The sequence below is a fragment of the Kocuria sp. 2SI genome, assembly GCF_005502825.1.
In the GTDB taxonomy this organism is placed as follows: domain Bacteria; phylum Actinomycetota; class Actinomycetes; order Actinomycetales; family Micrococcaceae; genus Kocuria; species Kocuria palustris.
In genome coordinates, this window is the sequence record NZ_SCNB01000030.1 from 1 (window position 1) to 23,875 (window position 23,875).

Here is a 23,875-nt window from a genome sequence, read left to right on the forward strand (position 1 = left end):
GCTGCGGGGCGGAGGCCGGGGCGCTGTCGCCCAGATCCGCGCGCCGACGCTGCTGCGCATCCCCCCCGTTGTCCTGCCACCAGCTGCGGAAGGACTCGCGCGGCATCACGGGGATGTCGCGCTGCTGCGTCCAGCCGCCCAGCACGCCGGGCATCCAGCTCAGCCCGCCCATGGGCCTGACGGCGGCCCGCCCCAGGGGCAGGGCCTTCTCCGCCAGGCGCATCCGGGTGCCCGAGGACATCGCCAGGCCGGCGGCGCGCATGAGCATGTCCATCTGCGAGGGCATGGCTTCTTGCGTCCGGGCCACGGCCCGGCGCAGGAAGGCCCCGGCCGAGCCGGCCGAGCCCGCCTGAGGGGTCTCGGGCATGGCGTGGCGCTGGCCGGCCTCGGGGTTGTGCGCGTGCTGATCCAGCACGAGCGCCTCGTAGCGCTCGGCCGTCTCCCGCTGCGTCTTCTCCTCCCGGCGGCGCTCGCCGTGCTTGGTGCGCACGTCCTCGTCGCGCAGGTGGACCAGGATCGACGGGATGTCGATCTTCACGGGGCACACCTCGTAGCAGCGCCCGCACAGCGACGACGCGTACGGCAGCGAGTCGTTCTCCGCGGCGGCCACGCCCGTGAGCTGCGGGGAGAGGATCGCTCCGATGGGCCCGGGGTAGACGGAGCCGTAGGCGTGGCCGCCCGCGTGCTCGTAGACCGGGCAGACGTTGAGGCAGGCGGAGCAGCGGATGCAGCGCAGGGCGTCGCGGCCCGCCGGGTCCGACAGCACGGCCGAGCGCCCGTTGTCCATCAGGATCAGGTGGAACTCCTGCGGCCCGTCGCCCTCGGTCACCCCGGTCCACATGGAGGTGTAGGGGTTCATGCGCTCGCCGGTCGAGGAGCGCGGCAGCAGCTGGGTGAAGACCTCGAGGTCGGAGAACCGCGGCAGCAGCTTCTCGACGCCCATGACGGTGATCAGGGTCTCCGGCAGCGTCAGGCACATGCGCCCGTTGCCCTCGGACTCCACCACCGTGAGGGTGCCTGACTCGGCGATGCCGAAGTTCGCCCCGGAGATCGCCACGGTGGAGTCCAGGAACTTCTCGCGCAGGTAGCGCCGGGAGGCCTCGGCCAGCACGGCGGGCTCGTCGGTCAGCTCGCGGGTCAGCCCGGGCATCTTCCGGGAGAAGATCTCGCGGATCTGGTCGCGGTTCTTGTGGATGGCCGGGACCAGGATGTGCGACGGCTTGTCCTCGCCGAGCTGCACGATCAGCTCCGCCAGGTCGGTCTCGATCGCGCGGATGCCCTCGGAGTCCAAGTGCTCGTTGAGGCCCATCTCCTGGGTGGCCATCGACTTGACCTTGATGACCTCGTCGACGCCCTTGGCCCGCACGAGGTCGGTGACGATGCGATTGGCCTCCTCGGCGTCGCGGGCCCAGTGCACGATGCCGCCGCGGGCGGTCACGTTGGCCTCGAACTGCTCGAGCAGCTCGGGCATGCGCGCGGCGACCTCCTGCTTGACGGCCGCGCCGGCGTCGCGCAGCTCCTCCCAGTCCGGCAGCTCCCCGACGACGCGGTTGCGCTTGGCGCGGATGGTGTGGGTCGCGTGGCCGATGTTGGCGCGCATCTGCTCATCGCGCAGCTCGTCGCGCGCGTGGGCGGGGAAGGGGGACTCCTCGTAGAGGTTGCCCACTCCGTAGGCGGGCGGCATGGACGGCATGCCGAGCTGGACGGCGGTCATCGTGCGGCTCCTTCAGCGGTCTCGACGGCGGGGGCCTCGGCGCGCGGGCCGATCGACGCGGTGCCCTGCGGGATCGAAAGCTCGGCGATGTCGTCGAGCTCGAGGGGGTTCTGGCGGGTAGAGGCCAGGATCTCGGCCAGGTGGACGGTGCGCACCGGCGTCCTGCGGCGGTGCGCGGCTCCCGACAGGTGCAGCAGGCACGAGGCGTCGCCGCCGGCGCACAGCTCGGTGTCCGTGCTCTCGATGTTGCGCAGCTTGGCCTCGGCCATGGCGCCGGAGACATCCGGGTTCTTGAAGGAGAACGTGCCGCCGAAGCCGCAGCACTCGTAGGCGTCGGGCAGCTCGACCAGCTCGAGGTCCTGGACGGAGGAGAGCAGCCGGGTCGGTCGATCGCCCAGTCCGAGCAGGCGCAGGCCGTGGCACGACGGGTGGTAGGTGATCCGGTGCGGGAACCACGATCCGAGCTGGGCGCCGGCATCCGTGACGCCGAGGACGTCGGTCAGCAGCTCGGAGAGCTCGTAGGTCCGGCCGGCGACCTCCTCGGCGCGCTGGGCCAGGGCCTCGTCGCCGCACTCCCGGGCGATCATCGGCTGCTGGTGGCCCAGGGAGGCCACGCAGGAGCCGGACGGGGCGACCGCGACGTCGTAGTCGGCGGCGGTGAACGCCTCGACGTGGTTGCGCACGACGGGCAGCGCGCCGTCGATGTAGCCGCTGTTGACGTGCATCTGGGAGCAGCAGCCCTGCCCCGGCGGGAAGATCACCTCGTGGCCGAGGCGCTCCAGCACGCGGACGGTGGCCAGCGCGACCTTGGGGTACATCGCATCGACGATGCAGGTGGCGAACAGTGCGATCCTCATGGGCCCTCCCGGATGCTCTTCTCCTGACGCGGCCGCGATGTGATGCGCATCATGTACAGTCTCGTCAGGATCGTGTGGTCAGACCATACCTGAAACGTGACTCCCGTCGCACCGGAGACCGCTGTCGATCCCGTCAGTCCCCTCCTTCCTCTCACTCTCCGGAGGTCCTCGTGGACACCTACACAGCTCAGGTGGACGCCGTCGGCGGCAGTCTCGGCCTCTCTGCCCTCGTCGGTCTGGTCCCGCTCGTCGTCTTCTTCATCTGCCTGGTCGGGCTCAAGCGCAGCGCCTGGCTCTCGGGCCTGATCGCCCTGGCCTCGGCGCTGCTGGCCGCCGTGCTCGGCTTCGGCATGCCCGCCGGCCTGGCGCTGCTGACGGCCACCCAGGGAGCGGCCTTCGGCCTGTTCCCGATCGTATGGATCGTCGTGATGGCACTGTGGTTCTACCAGGTGACCGTCGCGGCCGGGCGGTTCGAGGACATGCGCTCGATCTTCGACTCGATCGGCGGCGGCGACGTCCGCATCCAGGCGATCCTCATCGCCTTCTGCTTCGGCGGCCTCCTCGAGGCGCTCGCTGGCTTCGGCGCCCCCGTGGCCATCACGGCCACCATGATCATGGCGATCGGGCTCAAGCCGCTGAAGACCGCCACCGTCGTGCTGATCGCCAACACCGCCCCGGTCGCCTTCGGCGCCGTGGCCATCCCGATCACCACCGCCGGGCGCCTGACCGGCATCGACGCCGCGCACATCGGCGCGATCGTCGGGCACCAGGCCCCGTTCTTCGCGCTCGTGGTCCCCATGTTCCTGCTGCTGCTGATCGACGGCATGCGCGGCGTGCGCGATGCCTGGCCGGCGGCCCTGGTCATCGGCGGCTCGTTCGCCGTGGCCCAGTGGTGGACCTCCGTGCACTTCTCCTATGAGCTCACCGACGTCGTCGCCGCCCTCGTGGGCCTGGCCGCAGCTGTCGTGCTGCTGCGCTTCTGGCGCCCCCGCGGTGCCCTGGAGGCCAAGGACCGCCTGGGCATCGAGCACACGGACTCCGTCTCCGAGCTGACCCCGGCCCGTGTGTGGATGGCCGTGCTGCCCTATGTCCTGGTGGTCGTGGTCTTCGGCATCGCCAAGCTGTGGACCACAGGGGTCGACATCCCCGCCGCCCTGGCCGCGACCGACGTCAAGATCCCCTGGCCGGGGCTGGACGGCCATCTGGTCAACGCCGCCGGAGAGCCGATCGCTGCGACGGTCTACTCCTTCCAGTGGCTGTCCTCGCCGGGCACCCTGCTGCTGATCACCGGGCTGCTCGTCACGGTGATCTACTCCGTGTTCACGCACGGCGGCCGCTTCCCCATGACGATCGGCAAGGGGCTGCGGGAGATCGCGGCCTGCATGTACAAGATGCGGTTCTCCGCGCTGACGATCGTCTCTGTGCTGGCCCTGGCCTACGTCATGAACTTCTCCGGGCAGACCCTGGCGATCGGCACGTTCGTGGCCGGGCTGGGCGCGGCCTTCGCGTTCTTCTCCCCGGTGCTCGGCTGGGTCGGCACCGCAGTGACCGGGTCGGACACCTCGGCCAATGCGCTGTTCTCCAACCTCCAGCAGACGGCCGCCGAGGGCGCCGGGCTGGATCCCGCGCTCATGGTCGCCTCGAACACGACCGGCGGCGTGGTCGGCAAGATGATCTCGCCTCAGTCCCTGGCCATCGCCGCCACCGCGGTGAGCATGCCGGGCAAGGAGTCGGAGATCTTCAAGAAGGTGCTTCCCTGGTCCGTGGGCATGCTGCTGGCGCTGTGCCTGCTGGTCTTCCTGCAGTCCAACGTCCTGGCCTGGATGCTGCCGGTCCAGTGACGGACGCGCAGGCTCGGCTGCGAGCACTCGCCCCGGGGGCGCATCGCCCCCGGGGCGCCGCGCACTCGGTGGTCCTCGAATGGGTCGAGGGCCGGCTGCGCGACGGCGAGCTCTCGGTGGGCGACAAGCTGCCGGCCGAGAGGGCCCTGGCGGAGCTTTTCGAGATCTCGCGGGCCTCCGTGCGCGAGGGCATCCGCGTGCTCGATGCCCTCGGCCTGGTCTCCAGCGAGGTGGGCTCGGGGCCCCGGTCCGGGGCCACTGTCGTGTCCGAGCCGTCGCACGCCCTGGCCTGGGCCCTGCGGATGCACGTGGCCACGCAGGCGCTGCCCATGGCCGACATCGTCGAAATGCGCGTCCTGCTGGAGACCCAGTCCATGCACAGTGCGGGCAGGTCCGACCCTCCGGTGCGCGATGAGATCTGCGGCCGAGCGCGGCGGATCCTGCAGCGCATGGACGAAGGCGTGACCGAGGAGCTCTTCCACGCCCTCGACGCGGAGTTCCACGTGACCCTCGGCGAGCTGTCCGGCAACGTCGTGATGGTGACCATCCTGACGTCGCTGCGCACGGCAGTGGTCGGCTATGTGGCCGAGGGTGTGGCACGGATCGAGGGCTGGCCGAAGCTGCGGCGTCGGCTGCAGGCGCAGCACTGGGAGATCCTCGAGGCCGCCACCCGCGGCGATCATGCGGCCGCGGCCGAGCTGCTGCGCGAGCACATCCTCGACTTCCAGGCGGCGGTCGCCTCCTGAGCGCTGCGCGGACATCGCCCCAGGTGAATGCGGGGTGAACGTCCGAGGGAGGAAATGTGGGCCGTCGTCTTCCCCCCGGTCATCACCATGGTGTGAGCTGGGAGATGTCCGCCTCGGGGCCGCTGATCCGCAGCGAACGCCCCCAACGACGACATCGAGGAGACCACCACCATGCGTCGCACTTCCGTCCTGACCGCCTCTGCCCTCCTGATCGGCCTGGGAGCCGCCTCCGCCGCTCCGGCCATGGCCGCCCCGGCCCCGACCGAGACCGGCCGCACGGTCACCACCACCTCGAGCGAGCGCTTCTACTCCGAGCGCACCACCACCCAGGGCGACTACAAGTTCTCGGACGTCTACTCGGACAGCTTCTCCGAGCGCAAGGTCGAGTCGCAGTACGAGCGCACCGGCGCCGATTCGCTGCGCACCAAGAACGTCCAGTCGGAGTCCAAGGCCGAGTCCTGGAACGAGATCACGGAGCAGGACGCCGACAACTACTACAACACCTACTTCGGCGACCGCGTGACCGAGCGTCACGCCGAGCGCTACTCCGAGGACGCCAAGGGCTACTCCTCGGACCTCTTCGACTCCTCGTTCGGCTACTCGTGGGATGAGACCACCGAGGGCTACGCCGACAGCCCCGAGGGCCAGAACGTGGACTTCTGGGAGAACGAGTGGGACGAGTCCACCGAGGACTCCTCCTGGGGCACCTGGTGAGCTCTGGCAGCTGACCGGCGGTGATCCGACCGTGACCTCACGGTGATCTGCCGCTGGATCACGACACTGCTCAACTGTGGCGGGTCTCATGCGAAGGCCCCGCATCGATCTCGGCATGCCCCATCTGACCTGGGGCGATGCTGGAAGATGCGGGGCCTTCGTCGTGCCCGAGGCGGGCTGCGAGGGCAGTTGCGGACGCCGTCACGTTATTGTCCCGTGACAAACCGTGACCTGTTCGTTACTGTTCTACCCGTGCCGCTCGGACGGGCGGCGCTCCCGAGCGGATCGCCGCATCCTGCTGCCGCTCGGCGAAGATCCCTAAACGGACCTGGCAGGAACGGGGGACCCACTTCCCGGCTCGCGAGAACACGCGGGCCTTGGGGTGAAGCCGAGGCTGTCCACCCATTCCGAGCCTCGGCCGGATCCATCGGATCCGCACCCGACAGCTCACCCCGTAGGCACACTGGAGGAAATAGCCATGCAGAACATCACCACCGCCGCCCGTCGCACCGGCCTCGGCCTCGCAGTCGCCGGCTTCGCCGCCGCCGCCACCATCGCTCCGGCCTCGGCTGCCCCGACCACCTACTCCGGCGACCTGCCCGCCTCCTGGGCCGGGCTCGACAACGCCGCCGCCGCTGCCGCCGGCTGGAACTTCTCCTGGACGCTTGATGCCAACGGCAACGCGACCTACACCTACGGCAACGGCCCGGTCGCCGCTTCGTCGGCCCCGGCCGCCGCTGCCCCGGCCGCCTCTTCGGCTCCGGCTGCGTCCGCCGCCTCCTCGGCCTCCGCCGACTCGGCTCCGGCCGCCTCCTCGGCCTCCGCCGACTCGGCTCCGGCCGCTTCCGCCGCCTCGAACGACGTCTCGACCCAGTCGGTCGGCTCGTCCGCCTCGAGCTCGGCCTCGGCTTCGACCTCGGGCGTCACCGGCACCGCCATGTCCTACCAGGGCGCCGGCTACGTCTGGGGCGGCACCACCCCGTCCGGCTGGGACTGCTCCGGCTTCGTCCAGTACGTCTACGCCCAGAACGGCATCGACCTGCCCCGCACCGCGGCTGCGCAGGGCGCTGCCGGGACCCCGACCTCCAACCCGCAGCCGGGCGACCTGGTCATCCAGAACGGCGGCTCGCACGTCGGAATCTACCTGGGCAACGGCCAGATGATCTCGGCCCTGAACCCGAGCCAGGGCACCCAGGTGCACGCCGTCTCGGCCATGTCGACCGATTACTACGCCTCCTTCTGAGCCGCACAGCGACTCTGATCGAGCAGCCTCTCGGAGAGAGGGCTGAGTGATCGCACCGCCCGTGGGCGGCGGACCTTCCGGGTCCGCCGCCCACGGGCGTCTGCGCACACGCGCAGCGCCCGCACCCGCCCAGCTGTCCGACGACGGCGCCCGTGCGGCGCTGCGCACAGATGCTCCCGTACCCGTGACACGACCCCTTACACTGAATCCCATGCCTTCAGACACCACCTGGGGCGCCCCCGATACCCACCGGGCCATGAGCTCGGATGATGCGGAGTATCGAAGTAGCGCTTCCGCCGCCGGGCACTCGCCCCGCTGCCTGTCCCGTCCTGATCGAGCCTCGAACGACCTCTGGGCGGTGAGGCGCAGGTGAGCCCCCTCGTCGCAGCCCTCGTCCTGCTGGTCGTCCTCCTGCTGCTGGTGCTCGGCAACGCGCTGTTCGTCGCGGTCGAGTTCTCCTACCTGACGATCAACCGCAACGAGGTCCGCGCCCGGATCCAGGCCGGCGACCGCAAGGCCGAAGCACTGGACAGGGCTCTGAGCCGGACGTCCACGAACCTCTCCGGCGCGCAGCTCGGCATCACGGTCACGAGCCTGATCGCCGGCTACCTCACGGCCCCGTCGGTGGGCGTGCTGCTGAGCTCGCTGTTCGGCATCACCGGTCTGCCCGAGTATGTCGTCGCCTTCGCCGGCACCACGGGCGCGTTCATCCTCGTCACGTTCGTGCAGATGGTCTTCGGCGAGCTGGTCCCCAAGAACTGGGCCATCGCCGAGCCCTCGAAGGTCGCGGACCTCGTGGTCCGCCCGCAGAACGTCTTCATGTTCGTCTTCGGCTGGCTGGTGAGCCTGCTCAACGCCTCGGCCAACCAGATCCTGCGCTGGCTGGGCTTCGACCCCCGCGAGGAGGTCGCCAACGCCCGCAGCTCCCAGGAGCTGGCCGCCGTCGTCTCCCGCTCCGGGGAGGAGGGCACGCTCGATGCCGCCACGGCGGAGCTCGTGGCCCGCTCGATCGAGTTCGGCCACCGCACGGCCGCGGATGTGATGACGCCGCGCCCGCGCGTGAACTTCGTCGAGGAGGAGACCGTGGCCGAGCTGCTCGAGCTCGCCGCCTCCACAGGCCACTCCCGATTCCCGGTGATGGGCGAGTCCGTGGACGACATCGTGGGCGTCGTGCACTTCAAGCACGCGCTGGCGGTGCCCTTTGACCAGCGCCGCACGACCGCCGCTCGGGAGATCGCCCACCCCGTGGAGGCCGTGTCCGAATCCATGACGCTGGATCCGCTGATGCGCGAGCTGCGTCAGCCCGGCCTGCAGATGGCGATCGTGGTCGACGAGTACGGCGGCACCGCCGGGATCGTGACGCTCGAGGACCTGATCGAGGAGATCGTCGGCGAGATCGACGACGAGCAGGACACCACCCTGGCCAAGTACCGCAGGCGCCGCGACGGCTCGATCGTCGTCGCCGGCTTGCTGCGCCCGGACGAGCTCGGCGACATCGTCAAGCTCGACGTCCCCGAGGGCGAGGAGACCGACACCATCGGCGGACTGATCGCCGAGATGCTTGATCGCATGCCCGAGGTCGGGGACCAGGTCCAGCTCGAGTGCACCGATCGCGAGCACAAGGACGAGGACGACCTCCCCATCAAGGCGCGGCTCTCGCTCAAGGTGGCCAAGATGGATCAGTACCGGGTCGAGCGCGTGGTCGTGGTCCGGCTCGCCCAGGAGCCCGAGGACGACGACGACCCCGATGAGGAGCCCGTCCGCTACGAGACGGTCGAGGAGGACGGCATGGCCGAGAACCAGGACGCCGGCCTCGATACCGCGCTCAAGGACGGGGGTGAGCGCTGATGGACGGCTTCGGTGCGATTCTTATCCTGATCCTGCTGCTGCTCGGCAACGCCTACTTCGTGGGCGCCGAGTTCGCCATGGTCTCGGCCCGCCGCGATCAGCTCGAGCCGCGCGCCGCCGACGGCTCCCGCGGCGCCCGCATGGCGCTGAAGGGCATCGAGGACGTCTCCACGTCCCTGGCCGCGACCCAGCTCGGCATCACGGCCTGCTCGCTGCTCATCGGCTCCGTCGGCGAGCCCGCGATCGCGGCCATGATCGAACCGGTGTTCGAGGCCGTCGGCGTGCCCGAGTTCCTGATCCACCCGATCGCCCTGGTGATCGCGCTGGTCATCGTGACCTTCCTGCACATGGTGATCGGCGAGATGGTCCCCAAGAACATCTCGATCGCTCAGCCGGCGGCTGCGGCGCTGCTGCTGGGGCCCGTGCTGCGGGTCTTCGTGATCGTGCTGCGTCCGTTCATCTGGCTGATGAACCAGACCGCCAACCTGGTGGTGCGCCATGTGCTGCGCGCCGTGCCCAAGGACGAGGTCTCCTCCACCTTCACCTCCGTGGAGGTGGCTGGCTTCGTGGAGGAGTCCGGCCGCGAGGGCCTGCTGGATCCCGACGAGATCAGGCTGCTGACCGGAGCGCTGGAGTTCGAACGGCTCACCGCCTCGGACGTGGCGATCCCCTTCGATCAGATCCGCACCGTGTCCGTCGACGCCACTCCGGCGCAGATCGAGCAGCTGTGCGTGGAGACGGGCTTCTCCCGCTTCCCCGTGGTGGGCAGCGACGGCAGCCTGGAGGGCTACATCCACACCAAGGACATCCTGGCGGTGCCCGCTGAGGCGCGCGATGAGGTCTTCGACGCCTCGATCGTGCACTCGCTGGGCCGGGTGCCAGAGGACGCCAAGCTGCAGGCTGTCATGCGCCGTATGCAGGCCACGCAGGCGCACCTGGCGCTCGTGGAGTCGAGCGGGGACGGCGGCCAGAACCAGCGGGCGATCGTGGCGCTCGAGGACGTCCTCGAGGAGCTCGTGGGGGAGGTCCGCGACGCCACCACGCCGGAGACCGCCTGATCCTTCTCTGCCCAGTCCGGGCGGGGCCGGGGAGGTCCCCAGCGAGCGGCCGGGAGCTGTCAGCTCCCGGCCGTCTGCATGCCCGCGTGGGCCATGGCGTCCAGGGCGCTGAAGCCGCACTCGGCGCTGGGGGCGTCCTCGAGCAGGACCACCATCTCCAGATCGGTGCCCTGCACTGTGGCGTATCCGGCCGTGCCCGCGCTCCAGAGCCCGGAGTCGTCGTCGGCGATCCAGCCGTTCTTCACGTGCACGTCGTCGGCGGCCGGGTCCTCCAGCGGCAGAGCGAGGGAGCCGACGCCGAAGTCCTTGGACTCGTCCGGCGTCTGCCGCCCGGGGGCGGGCACGGCCATGAGCTCGGTGACGGTGCTGACGTCGTCCGCGTCCAGCCCCTCGGGCGGGTCCTGCAGGGCGGCGAGCAGCCTGAGCTGGTCGTCGACGGAGGTGGGATTCAGCCCCGGCAAGTCGGTCTCGGCTCCGTTGTCCATGCCGAGGAGGTCGTCCATCTCCTGCAGCGCCGCCTGCTGCTCGAGCGGGGTCGCGCCGAGCCCGCCGTAGAGCTGGGAGGCGGCGTCGTTGTCGCTGTAGACCAGGGCGGTATCGATCAGGGCGAGGTCCTGTTCCGTGGGCTCCTGGCCGGATTCACGCAGAGTCGTCAGATAGGCGAGGGCCACGGGGACCTTCGAAAGGCTCGCCGAGGGATACGTGCGCTCCCCGCCCGCGGTGGTGTTCTCGCCGCCGGACACCCGGACGCCCATGCTCGCCGTCAGGTCCAGATCCTTCTCGGCGCCGTCCACGGCTGCCTGGAGGACGTCGCGGTCCGAGGCACCGGGGGCTGCGTCCAGCCATGCGAGCTCAGGGGTCTGCCGGCCCTCTGCGGTGCCGTCGGCCAGGCAGGTGCTGGTCAGATCGGTGCGCAGCTGCTCCGAGCGCTCCGTCGGCTCGCCGGAGCGCGCGGGGGCCTCGCCGGAGGCCGCGCCGGACTCCTCATCGGAGCCGCACCCGGCCAGGAGCCCGACGAGCAGCGGGACCGTGAGGGCCAGTGTCAGGTGCCTGCGGGACATGCGGGGCCTTTCGGGGAGTCGTGCTGTGCACGTTCGGGATCCGGTGCTCGCGACCGAGGATACGGGTGCCGCCTGGCAGTGGGGTGATGTCCCGCTGAATCCACTCCATCGCATCCAGGCAGCTGCCGCGACCGTCGCGCCGGAGGTTACGCCGCCCCTCAAGAGGGGCCGGGATCCATAGGATGGCCGGGTGCGCTACTCGTTCCGCCCTCCGATCCACCGCCCGGGAGACGTCCGACAGCCATGGTTCAACCGCGCCGGCCTGGTGCTGGGTCTCGGGGCGTCCTGGGTGTCCCTGTCCCCGTCGCTCGTGCCCCGGACCTGGTGGATGACCGCTGCCTCGGTGGCCACGAACCAGCTGGGCGGCTACGCCCTGGGAGTCGGCCTGCACAACCTCGGGCTGCGGCTGGGCGAGCGCCCCACACCGGGCATCCGGCGTGCGGCCGCCGACTTCCGCAGCCGCACGGATCCCGCCCGACGCCGTGGTCGGCTGCACCCCCTGACGGCGGCGCTGATCGGCGGGGCGTCGGCGGTCACCGCGGCGGCTCTGGCTCGCTCGGCGGGGGCGCAGCGGCGGACCTCCGAGCTCGTCGAGACCCGCGACGGCGGCCCGCGAGCCCATGTGATCGGCTACGCCGTGGGCACGTCGTGGTGGCTCGGGGGCGTGGCCTTCGGCTGGGTCATGCACTGGATCCGCTCCACGGTCGCAGGCGGCGTGCGCTTCATCTCGCGGGATCTCGTGGGCCCGGGCCTGGCCTCGGTCGCCGGCCTCGGCGCGGTGGCGCTGACCAACCGCCTGCTGATCGCGCAGATTGCCCGGCGCATGGTTCGCCGCGCAACGATCGCCAATCGCCGCTGGGCCGACGGCCGCCGTCGTCCCGCGGAGCCCGAGCGCTCGGGCGGGCCGGGCTCGAGCGAGTCCTATGACGTCCTGGGCACGCACGGGCAGGCCTTCGTGGCCGACGGGCCTCGGGCGGCGGATCTCGAGCGCCTGCGGCTCAGCCCGCAGACCGCTGCCGGGCAGCACCGGGAGCCGATCCGTGTCTTCGCCGGCAAGATCGCCCATGACAGCCTCGAGGACGCCGCCGATGCCGTGGTGGCCGAGCTGCACCGCACCGGGGCGTTCGAGCGCGGCGTGCTCGTGCTGCTCACCGGCACGGGGACGGGCTGGATCCAGGACTGGACCCCGGCGAGCGTCGAGTACCTGACCGGCGGCGACTGCGCGAGCGCCACCCTGCAGTACTCATTCGCGCCGTCGGGACTCGCCTTCGTGGTGGATCGGCAGGGTGCCCGACGCGCTGGCCGCGTTCTCTTCGAGCGCGTGCGCCGGGAGCTCGACAGCCTCCCTGCCCAGCAGCGGCGGCCCCGGCTGTTCACGGCGGGGGAGTCGCTCGGGGCCTATGGCGGGCACGGCGCCTTCGCCAGCATCCACGAGATGCTGTCGTCGGTCGATGGCGCCGTGTGGTCCGGCACGCCGCGGGCCACTCGGCTGTGGTCGCGGATCGTGGCGGATCGGGACGAGGGCAGCACCGAGATCCTGCCCGTGTACCGCAGCGGGGCGCACGTGCGCTTCGCGAATCGGCCCCAGGACCTCGATCTGGATCCCTCGGGAGCCCCGTACGGACCGTGGCGGCGTCCGCGGATCGCCTACCTGCAGCATGCCTCGGATCCCGTGGTGTGGTGGTCCCCGGCGCTGATCTGGCGGCGGTTCGACTGGATCGAGGAGCTGCGCCGTCGCCCGGCCCCCGACGTCATCACCACGCTGCGCTGGCTGCCCTGGGTGACGTTCTGGCAGATCACCACCGACATGCCGCGCTCGATAGAGATCCCCGGCGGCCACGGGCACAGCTACCACGGCGAGCAGGTCCGAGCGTGGGCACGGGTGCTGGGCATCGAGCTCAGTGCGGCCCAGGAGCAGGCCGTCATCGCCAGGATCGCCTCGCGCGTGCGCCCGCACTGAGCGGGCGGCTCAGGGCAGCAGGTCGGTGTACTTCCGGATGGCAGGGGGCAGCCGCAGAGCGCGCTGATCGGCGGCGCCCACGAGCTTGAGCATGGGACCGGCCGGCACGTGATCGCGCCAGTGGCGCTCGATCGCCTCGGTGTAGAAGTCCACCAGGGCCTCCGTCGAGGCCCTCCAGGAGTGCTTGAGCGCCTCGTCGCGGGCGGCCTGGGCCATCCGCGCACGGCGCTGCGGGTCCTCGAGCAGACCCCGCAGCGCCTCGGTGAGCTGGTCGGCGTCACCGGGCTCCACCAGGTGCCCGGTCACGCCCTCGTCGATCACGAAGGGGATGCCGCCGGCACGCGCGCCGACCACGGGGACGCCGGAGGCGAAGGCCTCCAGGGCCACCAGGCCGAGGGTCTCGGAGCGCGACGGGAAGGCGAAGACGTCCGCGGAGGCGTAGGCCTGGGCGAGCTCGAGACCGGACATGTACCCGGTGAACACGGTGTTCGTCCCGGCGAACTGCTCCTGCAGCGCCTCCTTGTGCGGTCCGGATCCCACGATCGCCAAGCGCGCCTGGGGCAGGCGGCGGATCGGCTCGAGCAGCTCGTCGAGGTTCTTCTCCTTGGAGACGCGCCCCACGTAGACGATCAGCGGGGCCTCGGGGTGCCCGTCGCTGAGCCGCTCGCGCATGGCGCGGTCCGCGTTCTCGGGCGTGTAGGCCACGGTGTCGACGCCCTTGGGCCACAGGTCGACATCCTGGATGCCGACCGTCCGGGCCCGTTCCACCATGGGACCGGAGGTGCACAGGTTCAGCTCGGCCTGGTTGTGCAGCCACCGGATCCACGACTCCGACGGGTGCCGCAGCAGGTTCAGGCCCAGGGCCTCCGTGTAGTGCGGGACGTCCGTGTGGAACGAGGCCAGCAGCGGCAGGTTGCGCCGGCGAGCCGAGAGCACGCCGTAGGCCGAGAGCCACACCGGGTTCACGGCGTGGACGATGTCCGGTTCGAACTCGGCCATCCGGGTCGCGATGCGCCCGGTGGGCAGGCCCACCCTGATCTCGGGGTACCAGGGCTTGAACGACAGCGAGCGGACGCTGTGCACGCGGTGCCCGGCGTACTGCGTCGGCGGGTGCCCCGGAGCGAAGACCTCGACCTCGTGGCCGAGCTGCTCCAGCTGCTCCATGGTCCGCATGATGCGGGTGACGACGCCGTCGATCTTCGGCAGGAAGACCTCGGTGAACAGCGCGATGCGCAAGCTGCTCAGCTGCCCTGCGACTCGTGGGCCACGGAGGCCGGGACACCGGCCCGGGTGCGCCGGTTCCACAGCGAGCGCGCGGGGATCTTGGAGAGGTCCGCGCGGTGGGCGTAGCGCTTGGCGGTCTCCTCGACCTCGTGCAGCAGGCCCTCGGACAGGGTGGTCGGCTGCAGGCCGAGCTCCAAGAAGGTGTCGTTGGTGACGTGCAGCTCGTTCTCCGCCGACTCCTGGCGCGGGTTGGGCACCATCTCCACGGCGGCCCCGGAGATGCGGGCGATCAGCTCGGCCAGGTCGCGGACGCGGTGCGTCTCGGTCATCTGGTTGAGGATCTTGACGCGCTCGCCGGGGGCCGGGGAGTTCTCGAGGGCCAGCTCGACGCAGCGCACCATGTCCTGGACGTGGATGAACGCGCGGGTCTGCCCGCCGGTGCCGTGGACCGTCAGCGGGTAGCCCACCGCCGCCTGCATGAGGAAGCGGTTGAGCACCGTGCCGTAGTCGCCGTCGTAATCGAAGCGGTTGATCAGCCGCTCGTCGCGCTGGGTCTCGGCGGTCGTGGTGCCCCAGATGATGCCCTGGTGCAGGTCGGTGATCCGCAGCTGGTCGTTCTTGGCGTAGAACGCGAAGAGCAGCTGATCCAGCGACTTGGTCATGTGGTAGATCGAGCCCGGGTTGGTCGGGTACAGGATCTGCTGCTGGATCGGCTCCTGCTGCTCGTGCGGGATCTCTACATCCAGGTAGCCCTCGGGGATCTTCATCCCGGCGGTGCCGTAGCCGTAGACGCCCATGGTGCCCAGGTGGACCACGTGGACGTCGCGCTCGGACTCGACGATCGCCTCGAGCAGGTTGTGCGTGGCCGACACGTTGTTGTCCACGGTGTAGCGCTTGGTGCGCGAGCTCTTCATGGAGTACGGCGCCGCGCGCTGCTCGGCGAAGTGCACGACGGCGTCCGGCTGGTCCTCGCTGATCAGCTGCAGCAGGCCCTCGTAGTCCTCGGCGACATCGAGGTGGCGGTGCTCGATGACCTTGCCGGAGACCTCGGTCCAGGCGCGCAGGCGCTCGACGAGCGGGCGGATCGGGGTCAGCGACTGCGCGCCGAGCTCGTCGTCGATCCGACGGCGGGACATGTTGTCCACGGTGATGACGTCGTGACCTCGCTCCGAGAGGTGCAGGGCGGCAGGCCAGCCGCAGAATCCGTCGCCGCCGAGGATCGCAATCTTCACGTCATCTCCGTTTCCGTGCGCCTCTCGGCGCGGGGATCGGAAGGATCACGACGCCGAACCGAGCGGGCTGGTGCTGTAGAAGGTCGTCGTCCACCCTGCAACCCCGGAATGAACCGACGGTGAACGAGCGGCATGCGAGGGCGGGTGCGCTCAAGCCGCCCGCGGGAGGGGGACCTCCTGATTGTGTCATCTGCCTCCGACGGGTGCGCAGAGCGACGGCTCCGGCGCGGGCCGGATCAGGCCGGGAGCCGGCTCTCTCGGAGGCTCAGGGTCTTCTCAGCTCGGGCGGCCGGTGCGGGCTCCGGGCCCAGGAGCTGCTGGCGGACCTCTTCCGTGGGCAGGGACTCGCCTGGGGCGATGAACACCGAGGCCAGGTCCTGGACATCGCACGGGGTCAGGCCCTTGGAGGTGGGCTCCCAGCCCTCCGGGATGAGGTGGCGCTGCTGCGTGCCGCACTTCTGGCAGAAGTACTCGACGCGTCCGCCGGGGCGGACCGCGCAGCGCAGCACGCGGCCCATGATCCGGCGCAGCCCCGGGACGCGGCTGCGCTTGCGGGTGGAGGGCAGGAAGACCCGGAACTTGAGGTAGAGATCGGTGGTGCACTCATGGCACATGGGGGAGCGGGGCGTCTTGTGGTGCTGGGGAGATCCCAGCCGGCCCAGTCTGGTGCTCGTGACAGTCACTGCTGCTCCTGCGCTGATCGTCGGAATTGCGGGGGGAAGGGTCTCCGACGTCATCGTGGTGCGACCCGAGTCCAGATTAGGCGATCCGCTGTGCCGCGTACAGACCCACCGGCGGAAGCGGAGCTGTCTCTCAGCCCTGCCACAGCGCGGATCCAGGCGGATCCATGCCCGATCCGCCATATCTAAATGACTCTTGGGTAACCGTAACAGCGGAGGCCTTCCGGCAGAAGGCATCGGGGCGATCCGATGCCCCGACCTGCGGAAGAAGACGCTCTGACGTCACAATCGCGCTGCTGCGCTCCCGGGCACCCGCCGAGCCCCCTGCGATGCCGCCGTCGTGTGACGATCGGAGACGTGACGAAGCTGAGCACCTCCCGCGGCCGGCGCGCTGCGCAGACCATCCCTGCGCAGCGCGATCTCGCGCTGGATGCTGCTCGGGTCGCCTGCCTGATCGCCGTGGTCGTGCTCCACATCCTCCTGGTCACGCTCACGACGGATCCGAGCACGGGCGCGCTGCGCAGCGTCATGGCCCCCACCGAGGCCTCCTGGTACGCCCCGGTGTCGTGGCTCGTGCAGGTCATGCCGCTGTTCTTCGTGGTGGGAGGGTGCGCCTCGGCGATCTCGTGGTCGCGCCAGTCGGCGGAGGGCGTCCGCGGGCCGGCCTGGGTGCGCGCCCGGCTGCTGCGCCTGGTCGTGCCTGCGAGCGCTGTGTGGGTCGCCCTGGCGCTGGCCGGCGCCCTCGCGGCGCTCGTGGGGATGCCCGCCGACTGGGCCTCGATGGCGCTGCGGGGGCTCGGGATGCACCTGTGGTTCGTGGGCGCCTATACCGCGTGCCTGGTCGGTGTGCCGCTGCTGCACGGGCTGCACGATCGCCGGCCCGTTCTCACCCTGGCTGCGCTGGTGGGGCTCAGCGCTGCGATCGAGGTGCTGCGCATCGCCGCGGAGCGGCCGTGGTGGGGCCTGCTCGGCTTCGCCCCGGTCTGGCTGGCGATCCATCAGATCGGCTTCTTCCGCCACGACGGATCCTTCGCTCGTGCCTCGGCAGGAAGACTGCTCGGGATCACGGCCCTGTCGGTCCTGGTGATGCTCTGCCTGACGAGCCTGCCCTGGTGGGGTGCGGACGGGCTGTCGGCCCTGAACCCGCCCACGCTGTGCATGATCGCCCTCGGCGCGGCTCAGGCCTGCGTCCTGCAGCTGTGCTCGCCGGCTCTGGAGCGGCTCATGCGATGGCGTCCCGCGCAGGCCGTCGCCTGGGTCGTCGGCTCGCGGGCCGCGACCCTGTACCTGTGGCACCTGCCGGTGATCGTGGCCGTGATGGCGGTGTGGTGGCTGCTCGGCGGCCCGGATCCGGTGCCCGGCTCAGCGCAGTGGTGGCTGTGGCGCCTGCCGATCGGGCTGCTCTGCTGGGCGATGGTCCTGCTGGTCGTGCGTCCGCTGGGCGTCCTGGAGGCCGTGGCGGGGCGGATCGTCGCCCGCGAGCCCGAACCGGAGGGGCCCGCAGCCGGAGGATCGCCCTCGGGTGAGCGGCCCTCGACCGCGCCCCGAGCCGACGGATCCGCGCCGCTGCGAGCTTCGAGTCCCGATCGCTCCTCATCGCCGGACGGACGGGCGTGGGTCCGCATCCTCGCCGCGGCCGTCCTCGTCTTCTCCGCAGCCGTGCTGGAGGTCCGCTTCCTGCTCGGCATCCCGCTGGCCCTCGGCGGCGCGGCGGCCATGGTCGCGGCGGTCCTGCTGCTGGTCCCGCCCGCACGGAGGTCCTGACGGCTCGATCGGTGTGGTGCTAGTATCGGACCGGCTTCACGAGACACAGCTGCCAAGCTCCGACTTGGCTGTGCACCAACCCCATGTTCAAGGGTGGTTCGGATGACGAAGCGGCCTGCACCTGACGCAGCGCACGAACAAGCTCCGGCGGGACGTGCAGGTCAAGAGCACCCCGTCACGGAAGACACCTCTCATGACGTCCTCGCCCTGCGACGAGCTCAAGAGCTCGACGTCGCTGGCCACACGCCAGATCCACGCCGGCCGGGCCGGATCCGATCCGGGCGCCCCTGCCGCCCCCGTCCAGGCCACGCTGCCGGTGCCGATCTACCAGTCCTCGGCCTTCGAGTTCCCGGACCACGCGGCTGCCGCCGCCATGTTCGCCCAGACCACCCCGGGCTTCACCTACTCCCGCACGGGCAACCCCACGGTCGCCGTCCTGGAGCAGAAGGTCGCCGATCTCGAGGGCGGAGTGGGGGCCGTGGCCATGGGCTCGGGCCAGTCCGCCGTCGCCGCGGCCCTGCTCGCGCTGATCAGCACGGGCCCCGGCAAGCACCTGGTGGTCTCGGAGAAGATCTACGGCGGCACCGTCGACCTGCTCGGTGACACGCTGGCCGATCTCGGCGCGACCGTCACCTACGTCGATCCCGCTGACCCCTCGGCCTGGTCGGAGGCGATCACGGAGGACACTCGGGGCTTCTTCCTCGAGTCCATCGGCAACCCGCTGGCCACGCTGGCGGATCTGGACGCGATCTCCCGCATCGCCCATGAGCGGGGGCTCCCGGTGATCGTCGACTCGACCCTGGCCACGCCGATCCTGTACCGGCCCTTCGAGCACGGGGCGGATATCGTGGTGCATTCGGCCACCAAGTTCTTCGGCGGGCACGGGACGTCGCTGGCCGGCGTCGTGATCGACTCCGGTCGATTCGACTGGGAGGCCGAGGCCGCTCGCTGGCCGCAGTTCACCGAGCCGCGAGCGCGCTGGGGCGGGATCAGCCTGTGCGAGAAGCTGCGCGGCGGCTCGCCGTTCCTGCATCTGTGCCGGGCCAAGTTCGTGCACGACCTGGGTCTGACGCTCTCGCCGTTCAACGCCTCCCAGATCATCCAGGGCCTCGAGACGCTGGACCTGCGCATGCGCCGCCACTCGGACAGCGCCGCTCGCATCGCCGAGTTCCTGAGCACGCATCCGGCGGTGCGCTGCGTGCACCACCCCCTGATCGAGGGCTCCGCCGATCGGGAGATCGCCGAGCGCGACTTCCCCCAGGGCGTCGGGTCGGTCTTCGGCTTCGAGCTGGAGTGCTCGGATGCCGCAGTGGCCGGATTCGTCGACTCCCTGCGGCTTTTCAAGCTGGTGGCCAACATCGGCGACGTCCGATCGCTGATCAACCATCCCGCGGCCATGACCCACTGCCGTCTCTCGGAGGAGCAGCGACTGGCCGGCGGGATCAGCTGGCAGACCCTGCGGCTGTCGATCGGGCTGGAGGCGGTCGACGACCTGATCGCCGATCTGCAGTCCTCGCTCGATGAGCTGCTGCGCGTCGAGGCCGCGCGCGGCGCTGAGATCCCGGCCGCAGAAGGTGCCCCGGGATCGTCGACGGACGGCGCCCCGGTGCGCTCCGAGGACGAGCCGAGCGGCGCGCGCCGCGACCAGCGCCAGGAGGTGCAGGCATGAGCGGGTTCACCACGCGCGCCGTCCACGCCGGCCAGGAGCCGGACCGGCTGACCGGTGCGGTCATCCCGCCGGTCTACCAGACCTCCACCTTCGTCCAGGACGGCATCAACGTCCTGCGCGACGGCCACGAGTACTCCCGCGGCTCCAATCCCACCCGCAATGCCTTCGAGGAGCAGCTGTGCGCGCTCGAGGGCGGGCAGCGGGCCTTCGCGTTCGCCTCCGGGATCGCGGCGGAGGATGCGCTGCTGCGCTCGGTGCTGCGCCCCGGAGACCATGTGGTCCTGGGCGCCGACGGCTACGGGGGCACCAACCGGCTCATCACCAGGGTCCTGGCTCCCTGGCAGATCCGGCACACGCCGGTGGACGTCACCTCGCTCGATGCGGTCCGCGGGGCTGTGGAGGCGGGCACGCGGGTGATCTGGGTCGAGACCCCCACGAATCCGCTGCTGGGCATCGCCGATCTGACGGGAATCGCCCAGATCGCCCAGGATGCCGGGGCGCTGCTGATCGTGGACAGCACCTTCGCCTCGCCGTACCTTCAGCGTCCGCTGGAGTTCGGCGCCGACGTCGTCGTGCACTCCACCACCAAGTACATCGGCGGGCACTCGGACGTGCTGGGCGGGGCGGTCGTCGTCTCGGACCGGGCCTGGGAGGTCGAGGCCGTGGGCGGCTTCTCGCCCGGAGGAACGCTGGCCGAGCTCGTGGGCTTCCAGCAGTTCGCCGGCGGGGCGGTCGCCGGGCCCCAGGACTGCTTCCTGGCCGCGCGCGGGCTGAAGACCCTTTCGCTGCGTATGCAGCGCCATCAGGAGACCGCAGGCCGGATCGCCGAGTGGCTCATCGGGCGCCCAGAGGTGGCGCAGGTGCTCTACCCCGGACTGCCCGAGCACCCCGGCCACGAGCTGGCCGCACGGCAGATGGACGGCTTCGGTGGCATGGTCTCCTTCCGCGTGCACGGCGGAGAGGCTGCGGCCCGGCGCTTCGCGGAGTCCACGAAGATGTACAAGCTCTCGGTCTCCCTCGGCGGGGTCGAATCGCTGATCTGCTGGCCCTCCGAGATGACGCACGGATCCGTGGCCGGCACGCCGCTGGCGGTGCCGGTGGATCTGGTCCGGCTCTCCGTCGGGATCGAGGACCTCGACGACCACCTCGAGGACCTGGAGCGTGCCTTCGGCGCCTGACGGGCGCTGCGCTCGCCCGGCTCGGCGACTGACAGGCGGCGCGCTCATCCGGCACTGCGACTGACGCGGCGGCCTCCCCGGCTCCGGCAGAGCCCTGCGATCGCCGTCACCTGACGGCGATCGCAGGGCTCTGCCTACACTGGGGGCAGCAGCCTCGTCGCGTTCGGCTCGGCCGTCGCGCGGGTCCCCATGCAAGCGCCATATGAAGGAGCCTTCATGAGCTCGCAGGATCCCCAGAACCCGGCCTCCGGATCGGACGGCCGCAACGCCCCGGGCGGACAGCAGCACGAGGCCCCCTCGTTCGGGCAGGGCGGCGACCCCCAGCAGTCCGGGCAGCCGTCGTGGGGCCCGAACCAGGGCCAGTCGGGCAGCCAGCCCTCCGGGGACCCCGGCGCGCAGCAGGGCTACGGGCAGCCGAGCTACAGCTACCCCGGAGCCGGGCAGCAGCGCCAGCATCCGGGCTACGGAGGCCAGGGCGCCTACGACCAGCCGCAGGGCGGCGGACAGCAGTACACGGCCCAGGGCAACTACGGGCAGGCCACCTTCCAGCAGGGCGGCCAGCCGCTGAGCCCCTCGGACGCCCGGACCTGGGCGCTGATCTCCCACATCGCAGCTCCGGTGCTGTTCCTGTTCTCGGCCGGCTGGATCGGATTCGCGGCACCGCTGATCATCTGGTTCATCTTCAAGGACCGCGACCCGCTGGTGCGCAATGCCTCCGCGGGCGCCTTCAACTTCAACGTCATCGTGTTCGCGCTCAACGTCGTGATCTGGATCCTGGCCATTCCCACCCTCGGCCTGGCCCTCTTCCTGCTTCCCGTCCTGGGCATCCTGTCGATCGTGTTCGCCGTCCTCGGCGCCATGCAGGCGAACAAGGGCCTGGCGTACAAGTACCCCATGCAGATCCCGATCCTCAGCTGAGACCGGATCCTCCGGCACCCGTCGTGCGCGGCGGCCGGAATTCCACGACGACGGCCGGGCCCTCCGCTGCGGAGGGCCCGGCCGTTGCGCGTGCGGGGACATGACCGCACCATGGTGCTCATGAGCGACTTCGACATCTCCGGGCGCGCCGCCCGACGAATCCCCGAGCCGACTCCTGCGCCTCCGCGCGGCATGGAGCTGCCGGAGCCCGTGGCGCGCATGCACCGCTGGGTGGAGACGCCGCTCGGGCGCATGGTCGTGGCTGCCGGCCCGCACGACGGCCGGCCTGCGATCACGGGATGCTGGTTCGAGGATCAGAAGCACTTCCCGGACGACGAGACCCTCGGCATGGAGGGTGACCATGCCCTGCTGAGCGAGGCGCAGGAGCAGCTCGAAGACTGGTACGCCGGTCGGCGACGCGGGTTCGATCTGCCGCTGGCCCTCGACGACCGCCCGCAGCCCCTGCGCCCGCGGGTGTGGAAGGCGCTGCAGGAGATCCCGTTCGGGACCACCACCACCTACGGCGCGCTGGCGCAGCAGCTCGGCAATCCCGGGATGGCCCAGGCGGTGGGACAGGGGGTGGGCCGGAATCCGTGGTCGGTGATCGTGCCGTGCCACCGGGTGCTCAGCTCTACAGGGGTGCTGACCGGCTATGCCGGCGGCATCGAGCGCAAGCAGGAGCTGCTGGAGATGGAATCCCGACGCGCAGCGCGTTGACGGACCGGGGACCCGAGCGGCGACGCCCGACAGCGGCTGCGCCCGAGGGCGTAGAACAGCCCGATCCACGGGACGGGCCCATGTCGGGCCAGGAGGTTGGCCGCAGGTGGAGCTCCTCTGCGACGGCCGCGGGAACCGGCAGGTCAGTCCGCGCTGATCCGGTCGGAGCGCAGCGCGGCGTAGATGAGTTCGGTGCGCCATTCGCCCAGCTGCAGGTGCGATTCGCGCAGCTCCGCCTCCCTGCGCATGCCGATGCGCTCGCAGACCTTGATGGAGCTGTGGTTCAGCGCATCCAGGCGCGCGAACACGCGGTGGGCGTCCAATCGCTCGAAGCAGGCGTCGATCGCGGCGATCGCAGCCTCGCCTGCATAGCCTCTGCCTGCATGATCGGGGCTGACCACCCAGCCCATCTCGATCTGGCGCGACTCGGCGTCCACGAGCGTCAGCACGATCTCCCCGTAGAGCCCCTCCGGGTCGTCGTGCGCGCTGAAGGCGTAGCGGATGGTGTCCCCGTCGTGGAGGAAGGCCCTCGGCCCGCGATGCTCGGCGATGACCCGCTCCGAGTGCTCCCACGAGCGAGGTCCTCGCCAGGCGTGCTGCGCGTAGTCCTCACGTGATTGATAGGCGTGCATGGCCTCCAGATCCGACTCGCTGAAGCGGCGGAAGAAGAGGCGGTCCGTCTCCAGGGGCAGCAGGTCCTTCACGGGATCCATCGTATAGACGACCAAGGGCCGGCTGGCGTCCATCGCGGTGGAGAAGCCGAGTGGGCAGCGCGCAGCCGCGTGGCCCGGTACTGGTGCGGGCGAACCGGCCGGCTGCGCGACGAAGACCGGGACTTGGCCCAGGTGAGGCCCGTCACTGCGGGCCTCACGGGTTTGCGGGGGGCGCTGGGGGTGTGTAATGTTCTTCTCTGTCGCCGCGAGCGGCCCGCCGGTTCGAACCGGTGCGGCGCAGCGGCAGGATCACCGATCCGGATGATCCTGCGTCGACACAACCACTGAACGGCTCGATCGAGCAGATCGCTTCGCCCTGCACTGCATGGGCGCGGGGGATCGGGTCGAAGGAGCCGGGTTGTGAAGAGCGGGTGAAGCGAGTATGGTGATCTGGCCGCGCAACGGTGAACGAGAGATGAACAAAGGTTCGGGTCTCGTGAGCTGCGGCGGTTGAAGGAACTGATCTTCGCGGGCCTGGTGAAACGGGCTGGTTGATCGTCTGTTGTTTGAGAACTCGATAGTGTGCCAAATTGTCTGCTGATACCAGTTCAAGCAATTTTTTGTTTGGTTGGATCAGCTGATGCGTCAGTGCGTCTCGTTCCCGTGACGTGCTGGACGATCATTATTTTGATTCCAGCCAGGTATGGTTTTTCGTTTTTCAACGGAGAGTTTGATCCTGGCTCAGGACGAACGCTGGCGGCGTGCTTAACACATGCAAGTCGAACGCTGAAGCACCAG

The 23,875-nt window shown here is 70.4% G+C and carries 19 protein-coding genes, 1 rRNA gene and 2 riboswitches; of the genes, 13 read left to right on the forward strand and 7 right to left on the reverse strand.

Going from position 1 to position 23,875, the window contains the following annotated elements; translation table 11 throughout:
• Positions 1-1,714: LutB/LldF family L-lactate oxidation iron-sulfur protein (locus FFS25_RS12345; RefSeq protein WP_137803124.1), on the reverse strand; the 1,714-nt coding region annotated here is incomplete at its 3' end.
• Positions 1,711-2,571: a (Fe-S)-binding protein gene (locus FFS25_RS12350; protein WP_137803125.1), complete on the reverse strand. Its 861-nt coding sequence runs from the start codon at positions 2,569-2,571 to the stop codon at positions 1,711-1,713. The genes FFS25_RS12350 and FFS25_RS12345, both read right to left, overlap by 4 nt.
• Before the next feature lie 170 nt (positions 2,572-2,741).
• On the opposite strand from FFS25_RS12350, the gene FFS25_RS12355 reads away from it, so the two are divergent.
• The 6 genes from FFS25_RS12355 to FFS25_RS12380 all read left to right on the forward strand — a co-directional run bounded on the left by FFS25_RS12355 (position 2,742) and on the right by FFS25_RS12380 (position 10,021).
• Positions 2,742-4,412 (forward strand): L-lactate permease, encoded by a 1,671-nt coding sequence (locus tag FFS25_RS12355; protein ID WP_137803126.1) that lies wholly within the window; start codon positions 2,742-2,744, stop codon positions 4,410-4,412.
• A 68-nt stretch (positions 4,413-4,480) separates the two neighbouring features.
• The gene (locus FFS25_RS12360) at positions 4,481-5,158 is read left to right on the forward strand and encodes a FadR/GntR family transcriptional regulator (RefSeq protein WP_137803137.1); all 678 of its coding nucleotides are present in this window, start codon (positions 4,481-4,483) and stop codon (positions 5,156-5,158) included.
• Between the two features lie 171 nt (positions 5,159-5,329).
• Positions 5,330-5,872, forward strand: coding sequence for a hypothetical protein (locus FFS25_RS12365; RefSeq protein ID WP_006215653.1), 543 nt, complete (start codon positions 5,330-5,332; stop codon positions 5,870-5,872).
• A 305-nt stretch (positions 5,873-6,177) separates the two neighbouring features.
• Positions 6,178-6,348, forward strand: a riboswitch (cyclic di-AMP (ydaO/yuaA leader).
• A 2-nt stretch (positions 6,349-6,350) separates the two neighbouring features.
• Positions 6,351-7,115 (forward strand): C40 family peptidase, encoded by a 765-nt coding sequence (locus FFS25_RS12370; protein WP_082676952.1) that lies wholly within the window; start codon positions 6,351-6,353, stop codon positions 7,113-7,115.
• A gap of 369 nt (positions 7,116-7,484) precedes the next feature.
• Positions 7,485-8,963: a hemolysin family protein gene (locus FFS25_RS12375; RefSeq protein ID WP_137803127.1), complete on the forward strand. Its 1,479-nt coding sequence runs from the start codon at positions 7,485-7,487 to the stop codon at positions 8,961-8,963.
• A complete protein-coding gene (locus FFS25_RS12380) occupies positions 8,963-10,021 on the forward strand; it encodes a hemolysin family protein (protein WP_137803128.1) in 1,059 nt (352 codons plus the stop codon). The genes FFS25_RS12375 and FFS25_RS12380 overlap by 1 nt, the downstream gene beginning before the upstream one ends.
• Positions 10,022-10,080: 59 nt before the next feature.
• On the opposite strand, the gene FFS25_RS12385 is transcribed toward FFS25_RS12380, so the two are convergent.
• Entirely contained in the window at positions 10,081-11,082 is a 1,002-nt protein-coding gene (locus FFS25_RS12385) for a serine hydrolase family protein (RefSeq protein ID WP_137803129.1), read from the reverse strand.
• A 190-nt stretch (positions 11,083-11,272) separates the two neighbouring features.
• Here FFS25_RS12385 and FFS25_RS12390 point away from each other — a divergent pair, with 190 nt between their 5' ends.
• Complete coding sequence (locus tag FFS25_RS12390; RefSeq protein ID WP_137803130.1) at positions 11,273-13,042, forward strand: alpha/beta-hydrolase family protein; 1,770 nt, start codon at positions 11,273-11,275, stop codon at positions 13,040-13,042.
• A 9-nt stretch (positions 13,043-13,051) separates the two neighbouring features.
• Here FFS25_RS12390 and FFS25_RS12395 read toward each other — a convergent pair whose 3' ends face one another.
• From FFS25_RS12395 to FFS25_RS12405, 3 genes are all read right to left on the reverse strand, one after another.
• A complete protein-coding gene (locus FFS25_RS12395; protein ID WP_137803131.1) occupies positions 13,052-14,278 on the reverse strand; it encodes a glycosyltransferase family 4 protein in 1,227 nt (408 codons plus the stop codon).
• Positions 14,279-14,283: 5 nt separating this feature from the next.
• Entirely contained in the window at positions 14,284-15,498 is a 1,215-nt protein-coding gene (locus FFS25_RS12400; protein ID WP_137803132.1) for an NAD-dependent epimerase/dehydratase family protein, read from the reverse strand.
• 236 nt (positions 15,499-15,734) lie between these two features.
• Entirely contained in the window at positions 15,735-16,181 is a 447-nt protein-coding gene (locus FFS25_RS12405; protein ID WP_137803133.1) for a hypothetical protein, read from the reverse strand.
• Positions 16,182-16,535: 354 nt separating this feature from the next.
• On the opposite strand from FFS25_RS12405, the gene FFS25_RS12410 reads away from it, so the two are divergent.
• The 5 genes from FFS25_RS12410 to FFS25_RS12430 all read left to right on the forward strand — a co-directional run bounded on the left by FFS25_RS12410 (position 16,536) and on the right by FFS25_RS12430 (position 22,424).
• Positions 16,536-17,942 (forward strand): acyltransferase family protein, encoded by a 1,407-nt coding sequence (locus tag FFS25_RS12410; RefSeq protein ID WP_137803134.1) that lies wholly within the window; start codon positions 16,536-16,538, stop codon positions 17,940-17,942.
• Positions 17,943-17,976: 34 nt separating this feature from the next.
• Positions 17,977-18,086, forward strand: a riboswitch (SAM riboswitch).
• A gap of 49 nt (positions 18,087-18,135) precedes the next feature.
• Positions 18,136-19,611: an O-acetylhomoserine aminocarboxypropyltransferase/cysteine synthase family protein gene (locus FFS25_RS12415; protein WP_137803135.1), complete on the forward strand. Its 1,476-nt coding sequence runs from the start codon at positions 18,136-18,138 to the stop codon at positions 19,609-19,611.
• Positions 19,608-20,789 (forward strand): cystathionine gamma-synthase, encoded by a 1,182-nt coding sequence (locus FFS25_RS12420; RefSeq protein WP_006215761.1) that lies wholly within the window; start codon positions 19,608-19,610, stop codon positions 20,787-20,789. The genes FFS25_RS12415 and FFS25_RS12420 overlap by 4 nt, the downstream gene beginning before the upstream one ends.
• 216 nt (positions 20,790-21,005) lie before the next feature.
• Complete coding sequence (locus FFS25_RS12425) at positions 21,006-21,707, forward strand: DUF4870 domain-containing protein (RefSeq protein ID WP_171004206.1); 702 nt, start codon at positions 21,006-21,008, stop codon at positions 21,705-21,707.
• Between the two features lie 120 nt (positions 21,708-21,827).
• Positions 21,828-22,424 (forward strand): methylated-DNA--[protein]-cysteine S-methyltransferase, encoded by a 597-nt coding sequence (locus FFS25_RS12430; RefSeq protein WP_249933896.1) that lies wholly within the window; start codon positions 21,828-21,830, stop codon positions 22,422-22,424.
• A 143-nt stretch (positions 22,425-22,567) separates the two neighbouring features.
• Here the strand turns inward: FFS25_RS12430 and FFS25_RS12435 are convergent, their stop codons facing one another.
• Positions 22,568-23,152 (reverse strand): GNAT family N-acetyltransferase, encoded by a 585-nt coding sequence (locus FFS25_RS12435; protein WP_235586769.1) that lies wholly within the window; start codon positions 23,150-23,152, stop codon positions 22,568-22,570.
• A 643-nt stretch (positions 23,153-23,795) separates the two neighbouring features.
• On the opposite strand from FFS25_RS12435, the gene FFS25_RS12440 reads away from it, so the two are divergent.
• Positions 23,796-23,875: ribosomal RNA gene (locus tag FFS25_RS12440) — 16S ribosomal RNA — on the forward strand; the annotation flags it as partial.

Coding starts and splice junctions, on each gene's coding strand:
- FFS25_RS12385 (WP_137803129.1), bottom strand. CDS start 11,082: ATGTCCCGCAGGCACCTGACACTGGCCCTCACGGTCCCGCTGCTCGTC.
- FFS25_RS12415 (WP_137803135.1), top strand. CDS start 18,136: ATGACGTCCTCGCCCTGCGACGAGCTCAAGAGCTCGACGTCGCTGGCC.
- FFS25_RS12350 (WP_137803125.1), bottom strand. CDS start 2,571: ATGAGGATCGCACTGTTCGCCACCTGCATCGTCGATGCGATGTACCCC.
- FFS25_RS12370 (WP_082676952.1), top strand. CDS start 6,351: ATGCAGAACATCACCACCGCCGCCCGTCGCACCGGCCTCGGCCTCGCA.
- FFS25_RS12365 (WP_006215653.1), top strand. CDS start 5,330: ATGCGTCGCACTTCCGTCCTGACCGCCTCTGCCCTCCTGATCGGCCTG.
- FFS25_RS12420 (WP_006215761.1), top strand. CDS start 19,608: ATGAGCGGGTTCACCACGCGCGCCGTCCACGCCGGCCAGGAGCCGGAC.
- FFS25_RS12380 (WP_137803128.1), top strand. CDS start 8,963: ATGGACGGCTTCGGTGCGATTCTTATCCTGATCCTGCTGCTGCTCGGC.
- FFS25_RS12430 (WP_249933896.1), top strand. CDS start 21,828: ATGAGCGACTTCGACATCTCCGGGCGCGCCGCCCGACGAATCCCCGAG.
- FFS25_RS12425 (WP_171004206.1), top strand. CDS start 21,006: ATGAGCTCGCAGGATCCCCAGAACCCGGCCTCCGGATCGGACGGCCGC.